General features: G+C 62.8%; 9 protein-coding genes. All 9 read right to left on the bottom strand.

What is annotated here, in order from left to right; genetic code table 11:
* Positions 1 to 13: 13 nt before the first annotated feature.
* Positions 14 to 1,000: a galactofuranose ABC transporter, permease protein YjfF gene (gene yjfF / locus FHW83_RS00080; RefSeq protein ID WP_176644348.1), complete on the bottom strand. Its 987-nt coding sequence runs from the start codon at positions 998 to 1,000 to the stop codon at positions 14 to 16.
* Entirely contained in the window at positions 1,000 to 2,019 is a 1,020-nt protein-coding gene (locus FHW83_RS00085; protein ID WP_218105899.1) for an ABC transporter permease, read from the bottom strand. The genes yjfF and FHW83_RS00085 overlap by 1 nt, the downstream gene beginning before the upstream one ends.
* 46 nt (positions 2,020 to 2,065) lie before the next feature.
* The gene (locus FHW83_RS00090) at positions 2,066 to 3,628 is read right to left on the bottom strand and encodes a sugar ABC transporter ATP-binding protein (RefSeq protein WP_176644350.1); all 1,563 of its coding nucleotides are present in this window, start codon (positions 3,626 to 3,628) and stop codon (positions 2,066 to 2,068) included.
* Positions 3,629 to 3,633: 5 nt separating this feature from the next.
* Entirely contained in the window at positions 3,634 to 4,593 is a 960-nt protein-coding gene (locus FHW83_RS00095; RefSeq protein WP_176644351.1) for an ABC transporter substrate-binding protein, read from the bottom strand.
* A 112-nt stretch (positions 4,594 to 4,705) separates the two neighbouring features.
* The gene (locus FHW83_RS00100; protein WP_176644352.1) at positions 4,706 to 7,138 is read right to left on the bottom strand and encodes a glycoside hydrolase family 127 protein; all 2,433 of its coding nucleotides are present in this window, start codon (positions 7,136 to 7,138) and stop codon (positions 4,706 to 4,708) included.
* Positions 7,138 to 8,151 (bottom strand): arabinan endo-1,5-alpha-L-arabinosidase, encoded by a 1,014-nt coding sequence (locus FHW83_RS00105; RefSeq protein WP_176644353.1) that lies wholly within the window; start codon positions 8,149 to 8,151, stop codon positions 7,138 to 7,140. Before FHW83_RS00105 ends, FHW83_RS00100 begins: the two co-directional genes overlap by 1 nt.
* Positions 8,152 to 8,164: 13 nt before the next feature.
* Positions 8,165 to 9,727 carry a glycoside hydrolase family 43 protein gene (locus FHW83_RS00110; protein WP_229223952.1) on the bottom strand — a complete coding sequence of 521 codons (1,563 nt, stop codon included), beginning with the start codon at positions 9,725 to 9,727 and terminating at the stop codon, positions 8,165 to 8,167.
* Between the two features lie 4 nt (positions 9,728 to 9,731).
* The gene (locus FHW83_RS00115) at positions 9,732 to 11,273 is read right to left on the bottom strand and encodes an alpha-N-arabinofuranosidase (RefSeq protein WP_176644354.1); all 1,542 of its coding nucleotides are present in this window, start codon (positions 11,271 to 11,273) and stop codon (positions 9,732 to 9,734) included.
* A gap of 15 nt (positions 11,274 to 11,288) precedes the next feature.
* On the bottom strand, positions 11,289 to 13,226 hold the full coding sequence (locus FHW83_RS00120; protein ID WP_176644355.1) for a glycoside hydrolase family 97 protein: 1,938 nt from the start codon (positions 13,224 to 13,226) through the stop codon (positions 11,289 to 11,291).
* Between the last annotated feature and the right edge of the window lie 55 nt (positions 13,227 to 13,281).

A 13,281-nucleotide genomic window follows, 5' to 3' on the forward strand; every position in this document is an offset into this window, starting at 1 on the left:
GTGTTTTTTTGATTTATTTTTTATTGGTGCGCATGGTCATCACGCGCTGTACTACGCAGAACACGAACAACAGGCCGCCGATGACAATCTTGGTCCACCAGGAGCTCAGCGTGCCATCGAAAGCGATCAGCGTCTGGATGGAACCCAGCACCAGCACGCCGGTCAGCGCGCCGGCCACGTAGCCGTAGCCGCCGCTCAGCAGCGTGCCGCCGATAACCACCGCCGCGATCGCATCCAGCTCGGTGCCCTGCGCGTGCAGGCCGTAACCGGACAGCATGTAGAACGAGAACAGCACACCGGCCAGTGCGGCGCAGAAGCCACTGAACGCGTAGATCAGCACCTTGGTGCGCGCCACGCGCAGGCCCATCATCAGCGCCGACTGCTCGTTGCCGCCAATGGCGTAGATGGCGCGGCCGAACGGCGTGCAGTGCGCGACGTAGATGGCGCCCGCCAGCGTCACCAGCGCGATCAGCGCGCCCGGCGAGATGAAGCAGTCGCCAAGCGGCAGCTGGGTTTGCGACAGCGCGACGAAGAACGGATCCTCGATGGTGATGGAGTTAATGCTGATCAGGTAGCACAGGCCGCGCGCCAGGAACATGCCCGCCAGTGTGACGATGAACGGCTGCAGCTTGAAGTAGTGGATCATCGCGCCCATGCCGGCGCCAAACAGCGTACCGACCGCCAGCGCGACGGCGATCACCAGCAGCGGGTGCCAGTGCCAGTTCTGCAGCATGTAGGCGCAGATCATGGTGGTCAGCGCCAGCACCGAGCCGACCGACAGGTCGATGCCGCCCGAAAGAATGACGAAGCTCATGCCAACCGCGATCACCAGCAGGAAGGCGTTGTCGATCAGGAGGTTGAACAGCACCTGCAGCGACAGGAAGCCCGGATACGCGGCCCCGCCCGCGCCCAGCAGGACGACCAGCAGGAACACGGTGATCAGGGAAGTGAAGTACGGCGACGAGGTGATCGAGCGCGCCGGAAGGCTCATGGTGCTCATTATGCTTTCCCTTTGAAGCTGCGACGCCACATGGTCTTGAATTCCGAGGACTGCGACACGCAGACCAGGAACACCACCACCGATTTGACCACCATGTTCACTTCCGGCGGCAGGCCGAGGGAGTAGATGGTGTAGGTCAGCGTCTGGATAATCAGTGCGCCGATCACGCTGCCGGCCAGGCTGAATTTGCCGCCGGCCAGCGAGGTGCCGCCCAGCGTGACGGCCAGGATGGCGTCCAGCTCCAGCAGCAGGCCGGCGTTGTTGGCGTCCGCGCTCTTGATGTTGGAGGTGATCATCAGGCCGGCCACGCCGGCGCAGGCCGCGCAAAACACGTAGACGAAGAAGATCAGCGATGCCGTCTTCAGGCCTGCCAGGCGCGCCGCGACAGGATTGATACCGACCGACTGAATGAACAGGCCCAACGCGGTTTTACGCAGCAGCAGCGCGGTCACAATGAACACGGCGGCCACGATGAACAGCGAAAACGGCAAGCCAAACAGATAACCGCTGCCGATGAAGAAGAACGGCTGATAGTAGACGGTGATGATCTGGCCGTCGGTGAACAGCTGCGCCAGGCCGCGCCCCGCCACCATCAGGATCAGGGTGGCGACGATGGGCTGCAGGCCAAGGCCGGCCACCAGCGCGCCGTTCCAGGCGCCGCACAGCAACGCGGCGCCCATGGCGGCGGCCAGCGCCATCCACATCGGCGTGTTGGCCACGTATTCCGGCGTGCCGTTGTTCATGACCATGGTGCCGCCGATCAGCATCGCGGCCACGGTGCCGCTGATGGCGACGGTGGCGCCGACCGAAATGTCGATGCCGCGCGTGGCGATCACCAGCGTCATGCCGATGGCCGCCAGGATCAGCGGCGCGGCGCGGTTGGCGATGTCGATCAAGCTGCCGTAAAGGTGGCCATCCTTGATCTCAAGGTGGAAGAAGCCGGGGATCATGATCAAGTCGATCAGCAGCAGGATCGCCAGCGCGGCCGATGGCCGGAAAAGTGGGTGTTGCACGAACATGGGCAAGCCTGGTTTGGTTGATGCTCCGCCAGTGCGGGCGGTGGAGCTATGCATGCTGGTCTCCCGCCGCGATCACGTGCAGCACGGTGGTTTCGTCCAGCGCGCCGCGCGGGTATTCGCCGCCGGCTTTGCGGTCGCGCATGACGACGATGCGGTCGCTCACGCGCAGCACTTCCGGCAGCTCGGAGGAGATGAACAGGATCGACATGCCTTTCTTGCACAAGGCCGAGACGTAGTCCATGATTTCCTGCTTGGCGCGCACGTCGATGCCGCGCGTCGGCTCGTCCAGGATCAGCAGCTTGGGATCGGTGACCAGCCAGCGGGCCAGCAGCACTTTCTGCTGGTTGCCCCCGGAGAGGGAGCCGATCGGCGTTTCGATGCTGGCGGTCTTGATGCCAAGCGCCTTGACGTATTCCTCGGCCAGCTGCTGCTGGCGTTTGAGCGGGATGGCGCGCATGATGCCGCTGCGCGCCTGCATCGCCAGGATCAGGTTTTCGCGCACCGACAGGTCGAGGATGGCGCCTTCCAGCTTGCGGTCCTCGGAGCAGAAGCCGATGCCGGCGGCGACGGCGTCGCGCGGCGTGGCGAAAGTGTGTTCCTTGCCGTCGATGGTGATGGTGCCGCTGTCGGCTTTGTCGGCGCCGAACAGCAGGCGGGCGGCTTCGGTACGGCCGGAGCCCAGCAGCCCGGCAAGGCCCAGCAGCTCGCCCTGGCGGATTTCCAGGTCCATCGGCGTCAGCGCGCCCTTGCGGCCCAGGCCCACGGCGCGCAGGAAGGCCTTGAAGCGGCCCTCGCCGGCCGTGCCACTCGCATCGCCTTGCGCCGGCGATTCGGCGGTCGCCGCACCCGCGGCGGCTGGCGTTGTAACCGGCGCGCCAACCATCTTGTTGACCAGCTCCACGCGCGACAGGTCGGCGGCGAGGTACTCCCCTTCCCGCTCGCCATTGCGCATGACGGTGATGCGATCCGAAATCGCATAGGTCTGGTCGAGGAAGTGGGTCACAAACAGAATCGCCATGCCCTGCTCGCGCAGGCCGCGCAATACGCTGAACAGCAAATCCACTTCCTTCTCATCGAGCGAGGAAGTCGGTTCGTCCAGGATCAGTACCTTGGCCGACACCAGCAGCGAACGCGAAATCGCCACCATCTGCTGGATCGCCAGCGGATAGTGCGCCAGCGGCAGCGTGACGTCGATGCGGATCCGCATGCGCTCCAGCAGCTCGGTCGCCTGCTTGGCCATGCCGGCCCAGTCGATGCGTCCCAGCTTGCGCGGATAGCGGCCGATGAAAATATTCTCCGCCACGGACAGATTCGGGCAGAGGTTCACTTCCTGATAAACAGTGCTGATGCCGTGATTCTGCGCATCCAGCGTGGACTGCGGCTGGATCGACTGCCCGGCCAACACAATCTGGCCCTGATCCGGCGTATACACGCCGGTCAGCACCTTGATCAACGTCGACTTGCCGGCGCCGTTCTGGCCCATCAGCGTATGCACCTCGCCCGGATACAGGTTGAGCGACACGCCGTTCAGTGCCTGCACGCCGGTGAAGGCCTTGCTGATGCCGCGCAGCTCCAGCACAGGCGCCGGAGCGGAAGAAATAATCGTCATCGGTATCAGTATTTACGGTTCGGGAATTCCTTGGCCGCGACTTCGGCCGGGAACACACCCTCTTGCGTCACAACGCGCTTGGGTACGGGTTTGCCGGCGACGACGTCCTTGGCGATCTGCATCAGCTGAGGGCCGAGCAGCGGGTTGCACTCCACCGTCACGTTCAGCTTACCGGCGATCATAGCCTCGAACGCGCCCTTCACGCCGTCGATCGAAATCACCAGGATGTCCTTGCCCGGTTTCAGGCCGGCTTCCTCGATCGCCTGGATCGCGCCGATGGCCATGTCGTCATTGTGCGCATACAGCACATTGATTTTCTTGCCCTCTGCCTTGAGGAAGGCTTCCATCACTTCCTTGCCCTTGGCGCGGGTGAAGTCGCCGGTCTGCGAACGCAGCACCTTCAGCTTGGGATTGCCGGCGATGACTTCCTCGAAGCCCTTCTTGCGATCCAGCGCGGGCGCGGAGCCCACGGTGCCTTGCAGCTCAACGATATTCAAAACGGCATCAGGGGTTTTCTTCTGGCGTTCCACCAGCCAGCGGCCGGCGCGGCGGCCTTCTTCCACGAAGTCCGAACCCAGGAAACTCACGTACAGCGAAGGATCGCTGACATTGACCGCGCGGTCGGTCAGGATCACCGGAATGTTGGCGCGCTTGGCTTCGCGCAGCACCGTGTCCCAGCCCGATTCCACCACCGGCGAGAACGCGATCACGTCCACGCGCTGGGCGATGAAGGAGCGGATGGCCTTGACCTGGTTTTCCTGTTTTTGCTGGGCGTCCGCGAATTTGAGGGTGATGCCTTCCTTCTTGGCGGCGTCCTTGATCGATACGGTGTTCGCGGTGCGCCATTCGCTTTCGGCGCCGACCTGGGAGAAGCCGATCACCAGCGGCTTGGCGGCGAAGGCCGGCACGCTCAGGGTGACGGCGGCGGCCAGTGCGGTCGCCAGTACGGTTCTACGATTAGTCATAGCTAGGTCTCCTGATAAGTTTTTCTTCGTGTTCTTTTGGGTTTAATACTATGAGAAACACAAATATCTATCCAATGATATTTTCACATCCTGCAATATCAAATTTGATATGTCAGCGCATCAGGCGCAGGCCATACAGGCCACCCGCGATCGAACCGTCACGCGCGACAAACTTGACTACCAGCTTGCCAGCCAGCGCCGCGCCAGCGGGAATCGGGTAATCGCGGGTGTAGAACTCCTCCGCCACGCCGGCGTCCAGGCGCACTTCCGCCAGCAGGTTGTCGTTGATTAGGATATCGAAACGGCGGCCGGCGTCATGTTTCGAATATGTCAGCCGCAGCACACGCGCCTCGCCATTCTTGTCGGTCAGGTCGTAGCTGAACCAGCCGCTCGCGTGGCGCCAGTGCTTGCCCTTGTTGACGCCCGCATCCGCGCCCTCGGCCTTGAAGAAGTGGTCGGACTCCGGCTGCTGCTCGCCCGGCGCCACCTGGTCGATGGTGCGGGCATCGAGCGAGAGTCGCTCCTTCTCGTCCTCGGCGGCCTTGGCGCGGCGTTCGGCCAAATCCTCCGGCGTGGAGTACGGCCAGTAGACGACGTAGCGGGAGTCGTGCACCCGGAAGAACGGCACAAAGGTGGTTGGCCCGCTCTGCGCGGCCTGCACCAGTCCCGGCGCGGTGAAAGTCAGCGGCCGGCCAGGCACGGGACGGAAGCGGTCCGCGAACGATGCGTTCTCGCTCACCAGCACCGGCGCCTGCTCCAGCGGGCATACCGAACCGCTGGCGATGTGGCCCATGCGGCTGTCGTCCGCCAGATAGTTGAGCCGCTCGCCGGGGAATGGATTGGTCTTCGCGGCCAGCACCACGGGGCCGTGCAGCACCGCGTAGTAGGCCGATTTATCCGGCATCTGCTCCAGGCGCGTCGTCATCGGCAGGTGTACCTCCACCTTGTCGCCATCGCGCCAGGCGCGGCGCACGTTGACGTAGCGGTCGGCGCCGATGGCGGCCGCCACCTGCTTGCCGTTGACGGTGAGGCGCAAGGCGCCCCGCGCCACCCATTCCGGGTAGCGGATCTTCAGCGTGAACGTCTTGTTGCCCTTGACGGTGATGGTGGCGCGGTCTTCGTCCGGGAAGCGGTTGGCCTGGCGGATTTGCACGCCCTGCTCCCGCCAGTCCAGCGTGGACGGGATGAACAGGTTGACGTACAGGTTGTCGCCGCGATGGGCGTAGATGAATTCACCGTACTTGGCGGGGCTTTCGATGCCGGAGCCCACGCAGCACCACATGGCTTTCTGCGGTTGCGAGTAGACGCGATAATGGTTCGGCCGCATCGGCGTGAAGTAAACGAAGCCGCCGCTGTCGGGATGCTGCGACGACAGGATATGGTTGTACAGCGCACGCTCGTAGTAGTCGGCGTAGCTGCCTTTGGCATCACCGAGGAACAGCAGTTCGGTGAGCTTGAGCATATTGTAGGTGTTGCAGGTCTCCGGCCCCTCCACTTCCTCGATCATGGACGAGTAATCCTTGTCGCTGTGGAAGTGCTCCTTGACGCTGTTGCCGCCAATGGCGACGGTGCGGTGATCGTGGACGGTTTGCCAGAAAAAGGCCGCCGCCCTTTGCCAGTCCTTGCGGCTGGTGATGTCGCCGATGCGCTTGAAACCGATGACTTTCGGGATCTGCGTGTTGGCGTGCAGGCCGGTGAGCTGGTCCTTGCCTTCCTCCAGCGGCCGCAGGATGGCCTGGTGGGAGAAACGCATGGCCAGGTCCATGTACTTCTGCCGCCCCGTCATTTGGGCGACGTCGGCCAGCACTTCATTCATGCCTCCATGCTCGCTGCGCAGCATGGACTGCATTTGCTCTTCGGTGAGGTGCGAGCACAGCTCCGCGGTCCAGTCGCACAGGGCGACCAGCATGGCGCGCGACTGCTCGCTGCCGGCGTGGATATAGGCGTCGCGCAGGCCGGCGTAGGTCTTGTGCAGGTTGTACCAAGGGACCCATTTGCCGTTGACGGAAAAATTGTCGGCATGGAGTTTGCCTTGGGCGATGTCCTTCCATGCCGCCGCGCCACCGGGCACGCCGCCGATGTAGCCATTGCCGTTGGCTTGTTGGCACAGCTTGAGCTCCGCCACGAAGTAGTCCAGCCGTTGGTGGACTTCGCTGTCGCCGGTGGCCGCGTACATCAGGGCCAGCGCGGACAGATAATGGCCGCCCATGTGGCCATCGAGACCGGACGATTCCCAGTTGCCGTAGCTCGGCTGCTTGAGCGGCAGGCCGGCTTCGCGCCGGAATGGCGCCAGCAGACGGTCGGCGTCCAGCGACAGGATGTAGCGCAGGTCTGTCCGCTGGGCTTCCATGAAGGGGCTAGGCCCGAGCCGCACGGCGCTCAGGGGGAACAGCGCCACCGGTCCATCGGCGCGGGAGGCCGTGCTGGCCGCTGCCGCCGTGCCGGTGATGCCATGCGAAGCGACCGTCGCGGCGGCGCCCGCCGCCAGCTTGATCGCGTTGCGGCGGGACAGGCGCGGCGACGGGTTGGACGCGCGGCCGGCCATTATTTCGCCGGCAGCTGATTGCTGCGGTATTTGTTCAGGTCCGCCTGATCGACTGTCGGCCAGCCGGCGGCATCGAATTTCATTTCCATGATCTTCAGCTTCTGCAGGTAGTCGTCGGCAGTCTCGTAGGCATGCAGCACCAGATAATCCTTGCCGTCCATGGTGTAGGCGCTGTTGTGGCCCAGGCCTTTCCAGTCCTTGTCGCCGGCGATCACCAACGTGCCGCCGCCCTTCATCATGTCCACGCCGCTCTTGTCCACATAAGGCCCGGTGATCTCCTTCGAACGCCCGACCATCACGTGGTAGGTGCTGTCGCCCTTGCGGCAGCAAAGTCCGAACGATACAAACAGGTAGTAATAATCGCCTTTTTTGAAGATGAATGGCGCCTCGATCTCGTCCAGGCCCGCCTTGGCGCCGGCGCCGGAAGCACCACCGGTGCGGCTGGCGATCGCATGCCATTCCTGCGGCTCGGCCAGGCCGGTCCAATCCTTGTTCAGCTTGACCAGTTTCAGGCCGCTCCAGAACGAACCGAACGACATCCAGGCATTGCCCTTGCCGTCCTCGATCACATTCGGATCGATGGCGTTCCAGTCGTCGCGGTTAGGCACCGACTGGAGCACCATCCCCTTGTCCTCCCATTTGTAATCGGGCGAACGAGGATTCAGCGTTTTATTGACGGTGACGCCGATGCCGGAGGTGTTCTTGCCGAAGCCCGAAACGGAATAATACAAATAGTATTGCCCGTTATGGAACTGGATGTCCGGCGCCCAGATATGGTCGTCAAACGTCGGCGCGGCCTTCTTCGCCCACACCGGCTGACCTTTGAAAACGCGGCCCTCCGGCGCCCAGTTCTTCATATCCTTCGAGCTGTAGAAAGTAATGCCCGGCCCCGTGCTGAACACGTAGTAGGTATCGCCTTCCTTGGCCATCACCGGATCGTGCACGCTGACTTCCTTGGCGGTACAGCCCAAGACAGCCAGCGACAACGCCACCATCGATAAAACATGCTTCATTAAAAACCTCTTGTCAGTTGCCGGTGCGCGCGCCCCAGATGGACACGCCATCCACCGACTGCGCCGTCCAAGTCACCACGAACGCGCTGGCGTTGGTATTCCACTGGCGCGACAACACGCCAACGAAAGTCCCGGTCGCGCCGAGCGAGATGGTGATCTTGTTGCCGCCATCATGCTTCCACGTACCGGACGCCGAGCCGGACACCGTGCCATCCGCCGCCAGCACCACGTTCTGCGATGCCTTGATGGCGGTCGAGATGTCTTTGCCATGGTTGATCATCTTGTACGAGCCCACCGCATCGGCCGCCGTCACCTCGGCCGACAATGGCGTCGCGTTCTTGCTGAGCGGCGCGTAGCGGAATGGCGCCACCACCGGCCAGCCATCGGCATTGATGAACATCTCGTGCACACGTACCTGGTGCTGCTCGCCCAATCCCGGGAAGCGGGTATGGAAGATCAGGAAGTACTGGCCGGTCGAGGCCTCGTAGTAAGCCGAATTGTGTCCGGGCGATACGTAGCCCAGTGGCGTGCCGGTCTCGCCGGCGGCCAGCGCGAACTGGTAATTGCCCATGATCTTCTGGCCATACGGCGCGATGCTGGCGTCGTCAAACAGCGGCAGCGCGGGATTCGACTTGACGTTGGCCATGTCGTTGCCCTTCGCGTCCAGGTACGGACCGTTCGGATTCAACGAGCGCGATACGCGCATGTTGTATGCGCCGTTCGCATCCAGGCCGCCGAAGGACGTGAACATGTAGTAGTACTTGGACTGCGGGCTGTACATCACATACGCGCCCTCGATGCGGCTGTGGTTACCGCCCATCAGGTGCTTGCCGTAGCCCTGCCCCGGCTTCTGCAAGCCGGTGGTGGTGTCCATCTCCAGAATGAAGATGCCGCCCGAGTACGAACCATAGATCATCCACAGCCTGCCCTGCTGGTCGAAGAAGGTGTTCGGGTCCACCACGTTCGGCATGGTCAGTGCGTCGTAGATGGTGACGCCATCTTCGCCCGGCTGGCCCCACATGCCCGACTTGAGCAGGATCTGCTTGTTGACGTACGGCCCTTCCACCTTGTCCGCCACCGCGAGACCCAGTGCCGAGCGCGGGGAATCGCCCTTGCAGGCGCAGTAGTAGTGATAGAACTTGCCGTCGGCAAGCTTCACCACGTCCGGCGCCCACAGGTCGGTGACCTGTGCCCAGGCAAAGGTATCAGCGAGCGACGTCACCACGTTGTTGAACAACGGGTTGGTGGCGTTGACGCCGTCGGCGATCTTGGTCCAGTTCATCAGGTCCGTCGACTTGGCTGCGGCCAGGTGCGAGCCGAACACGTAGAACGTGCCATCCACCTTGATGACGGATGGATCGTGCACCGAAACGTCCGCGAAAGTGACGCTGGTTGGCGTAGGCGTCGGTGTTGGCGTCGGTGTTGGCGTCGGCGTTGGTGTCGGCGTAGGGGTTGGGGTTGGCGTCGGCGTCGGAGTTGGCGTCGTCCCACCGCCGCCGCCACCGCAACCTGCCAGCATCAGTGCCACACCGCCGGCGGTAATCACCTTGCGGCGCTTCATCTTGATCTCTTCCATGTCCTTACTCCACAGCGACCACGATCACGGCCTTGGCTGGCACTTTCACCGACAGCTTGCCATCGGCGCCGGCCACGGCGCTGAACGGCGCTGGCTTGATCGCTTGCGGCGCGGCGAAGGTGTTATGCGCATCCATCGCGGCGGCGGTCAGCACTTTCCCCTTTACCGCCTTCACGGTCTGGCCTGGAATATTCAGCGCCACGTCGGTCGATTTGTTCGGATTGGTGTTCACCAGCGCCACGTACAACTTGCCATCGGTGCCGCGTGCGGCCGATGCGCTCACCTCCGGCACCTTCACTCCGCCAACGCTGTAATCGGCGTTATCCTTGAGCGTGACCGGCAGCGAGGTCGCGCCTTGGAACGGCACGTACATCTGGTAAGCGTAGTAGGTCGGCGTCAGGATCATCTTGTCCTTGTCGGTGATGATCATCGCCTGCAGCACGTTGACCATCTGCGCGATATTGGTCATGCGCACGCGGTCCGCATGGGCGTGGAAGATATTGAAATTGAGCGCCGCGACCACCGCGTCGCGCAGGGTGTTCTGCTGGAACAGGAAGCCAGGATTGGTGCCCTTCTCAACGTCGTACCAGGTGCCCCATTCATCCACGAACAGGCCCAGTTTCTTCTCAGGGTCATGCTTGTCCATGGCGGCGGTGTTCTTGCGGATGTGGTCTTCCATGCGCAAGGTGTTGGACACCGTGGAAATCCATTCGTTTTCCTGGAAGCCGGTGGAAGCGCCCTTCACTTCCCATTTGCCGGTCGGCAGGGTGTAGTAGTGGAAGCTGATGCCGCTGGTTTGTTTTTTCAGCTCCTTGCTCAGCACATCGGTCCAGCTCACGTCGTTGTCGTTACCGCCGCTGGCGATGATCTTCGGACGATACTGCTGCGGCGCGCGCAGGAAGGTCTCGACCTGCTTGTACAGGTCCGAATAGTACTGCGGGCTCATATTGCCGCCGCAGCCCCATGCCTCGTTACCGACAGCGAAGTAAGCCACCTTGAATGGCTTGTCGCGGCCATTCTTGCGGCGCAGGTTGGCCAGCGTGGACTTGCTGTCGGAGGTCATGTACTCGACCCACTCCGACATCTCTTGCGCGCTGCCGGTGCCCAGGTTGCCGTTGACGTAGGCGTCCGCGCCCAGCAGGTCGACCAGATCGAAGAATTCATGCGTGCCGACGGCGTTGGATTCATCCACGCCGCCCCAGTTGGTGTTGACCTTGACCGGACGCTTCTCGCGCGGGCCAATGCCGTCGCGCCAGTGGTATTCGTCGGCGAAGCAGCCGCCCGGCCAACGCACCAGAGGAACCTTGATGTCCTTCAGCGCACCGACCACGTCGTTGCGCCAGCCCTTGGTGTTAGGGATCTTGGATTTAGGCCCGACCCAGATGCCTTCGTAGATGCCGGTGCCAAGGTGCTCGGCAAACTGGCCGTACACGTCCTTGTTGATGACGGCGCCGGGTTTGGCGGCATCGATGGTCAGTTCGGCCGCGAATACGCCGCCGGAAGCCAGCATGCACAGCGCGAGTACACCACGTTTGATTGGATTCATCTCTCAGGTCTCCTGTTATAGTTGGATGACAAAGCCGCCATGCGGCTTGATGGTTACCGCTACTTTTTTGCTGGCAGCGAGGCTGCGCTGGCTAAAGCTGCGGGGCTGGTCGCCGTCGGTGAAGATGACGCCCTGTTTTTTGCCGACGAAGGACAGATCCAGCGTCAGCGTTTTTTCCTTGTCCGTGCCGTTGATGCCGGCGATGTACCAGGTGTCGCCGGCGCGGCGCGCGATCACCGCGTACTTGCCGGGATAACCGTCCACCAGGCGGCTGTCGTCCCAGCCGCGCGGCAGCTTTTGCAGGAACTGCTTGACGTACGCCGGCGCGGTGGCCATGCCTTCCGGCGTGTCGGCAAAGTGCTGGATGCCCGACAGGTACAGCACCGAGGTGGCCAGTTCAAAGCCATTGGTGCTGGCGCGCTTGATGTTCGGGATGTCGCCAAACACCATCGGCGTGAAGTCCATCGGATCGAACAGGTTGCGCGCGAACGGCAGCATGGCGGCGTGGCTCGGCATCAGGTCCTGGTCCTTCTGTTCGAAGGTGGTGAACTCGAAGCCGCGAATGGCTTCCATGGTCATCAGGTTGGGCCAGGTGCGCGCCCAGCCGCGCGGCAGCGTGGAGCCATGGAAGTTGACCAACAGGCCGGCATCGGCGGCGTCGCGCAGGATGTCGTTGTAGTAGGCGATCATCGACTGGCCATCGCCGGCGAAGAAGTCGATCTTCAGGCCTTTGACACCCAGGTCGCGCACACGCTTGAATTCCTTGACACGCTGTTCGCGGGTCAGCAGTTGGTTCTTGGGCGAATACTCGGTTTTGTTCCAGTCGCCGGACGAGTTGTACCAGAGGATCAGGCCAACGTTTTTGGTGGCGGCGTAGTCGGCCAGTTCCTTGATCTTGTCGTAGCCGATGTTGCGGTCCCAGTTCACGTCGATCAGGGTGTAATCCCAATGCATGTCGGCGGCATAGTCGATGAACTTTTTCTGCACGTCGTAGACGATGGAGTCATCTTTCAGGATGGCCCAGCTCCACGACGCGTGGCCAGGTTTCACCAGCGACGCGTCGAAGGCGACGGCCGGCGCGGCGAGGTCGGTGCCAAGGGTGGAGTTGGTCACGGTTTGCAGCGAACCCAGTGCGATCAGGCGCCATGGCGACGTGAGAGTGCCCTCCACTTCCGCCATCAAGCCGCCGTTGGTGTAGACCTCCGCAGCCATCGGATTGCCGATGCTGTATTTGCCGCCGGTGGAATCGGCCGCCAGACGGGAGGCTTGCCAGCTGCCGTCCATATTGGCTTCCGAGATGGCGAGCCAGTTGGCGCCGGTCTTGAACAGCGCGGGGAACACCCAGCCGGCCTCGGTCGGGGCTTTGGTGCCGGCCGGGATCTCCATCTGGTAGTGCTCTTCGTAGGAAGGATTGGTGTTGCTCCAGCCGGTTTGCGCGACGGCCATCGGCTGCAGCCAGGCTTTGGCGCCGGCTGGCAGCGCGAAGGTGGTGCGCTCCTGCACCAGTTTCTTCAGCGGCAGCGAAGGCTCGGCCACGATGTAGCGGAAGGCGACGCCGTCGTTCGAGACGCGGAACTCGACGTCGATCTTCTGCTGCCTGGCGTTTTGCAGCGACCAGGTTTGCTCGTTGGCGCGGTAGGTGATATCGCGCTTTTTACCGACTGCCATCTGATAGTGATCTTCCACCTCGCGCGGCGCGGAGGTGGCGAGCAGCGTGAGGTCGCTGCTCAGGTCAGCGCCGGCAAGCTGCAGGCCCAGCTCGGAGGCCAGCAGCACCGGCTTGCCATCGCGCGCGATGGCATAGGTTAGTTTGCCGCCGTCCTCGCGCACGGTGACGGCGATGTGTTTGTCCGGACTGCGCAGCGACGCCGGCGCCGCGGCCTGCGCGGCGGGCGCTGTTGCGATGATTGCGGCGGCGCTGGTCAGCGCGGCGGCGATGGTTGTTCTCACCATGTCCCTGCCATTTTCTATGGTTGCTATACCCCGCCGCGTCGATGCGCGGTGTCTC

Source organism: Duganella sp. SG902 (assembly GCF_013376005.1).
Taxonomy (GTDB): domain Bacteria; phylum Pseudomonadota; class Gammaproteobacteria; order Burkholderiales; family Burkholderiaceae_D; genus Rugamonas.

Excerpts from the sequence above, each read along its gene's own strand:
- yjfF (WP_176644348.1), bottom strand. The coding sequence starts at position 1,000 with ATGAGCACCATGAGCCTTCCGGCGCGCTCGATCACCTCGTCGCCGTAC.
- FHW83_RS00085 (WP_218105899.1), bottom strand. The coding sequence starts at position 2,019 with ATGTTCGTGCAACACCCACTTTTCCGGCCATCGGCCGCGCTGGCGATC.
- FHW83_RS00090 (WP_176644350.1), bottom strand. The coding sequence starts at position 3,628 with ATGACGATTATTTCTTCCGCTCCGGCGCCTGTGCTGGAGCTGCGCGGC.
- FHW83_RS00095 (WP_176644351.1), bottom strand. The coding sequence starts at position 4,593 with ATGACTAATCGTAGAACCGTACTGGCGACCGCACTGGCCGCCGCCGTC.
- FHW83_RS00100 (WP_176644352.1), bottom strand. The coding sequence starts at position 7,138 with ATGGCCGGCCGCGCGTCCAACCCGTCGCCGCGCCTGTCCCGCCGCAAC.
- FHW83_RS00105 (WP_176644353.1), bottom strand. The coding sequence starts at position 8,151 with ATGAAGCATGTTTTATCGATGGTGGCGTTGTCGCTGGCTGTCTTGGGC.
- FHW83_RS00110 (WP_229223952.1), bottom strand. The coding sequence starts at position 9,727 with ATGGAAGAGATCAAGATGAAGCGCCGCAAGGTGATTACCGCCGGCGGT.
- FHW83_RS00115 (WP_176644354.1), bottom strand. The coding sequence starts at position 11,273 with ATGAATCCAATCAAACGTGGTGTACTCGCGCTGTGCATGCTGGCTTCC.
- FHW83_RS00120 (WP_176644355.1), bottom strand. The coding sequence starts at position 13,226 with ATGGTGAGAACAACCATCGCCGCCGCGCTGACCAGCGCCGCCGCAATC.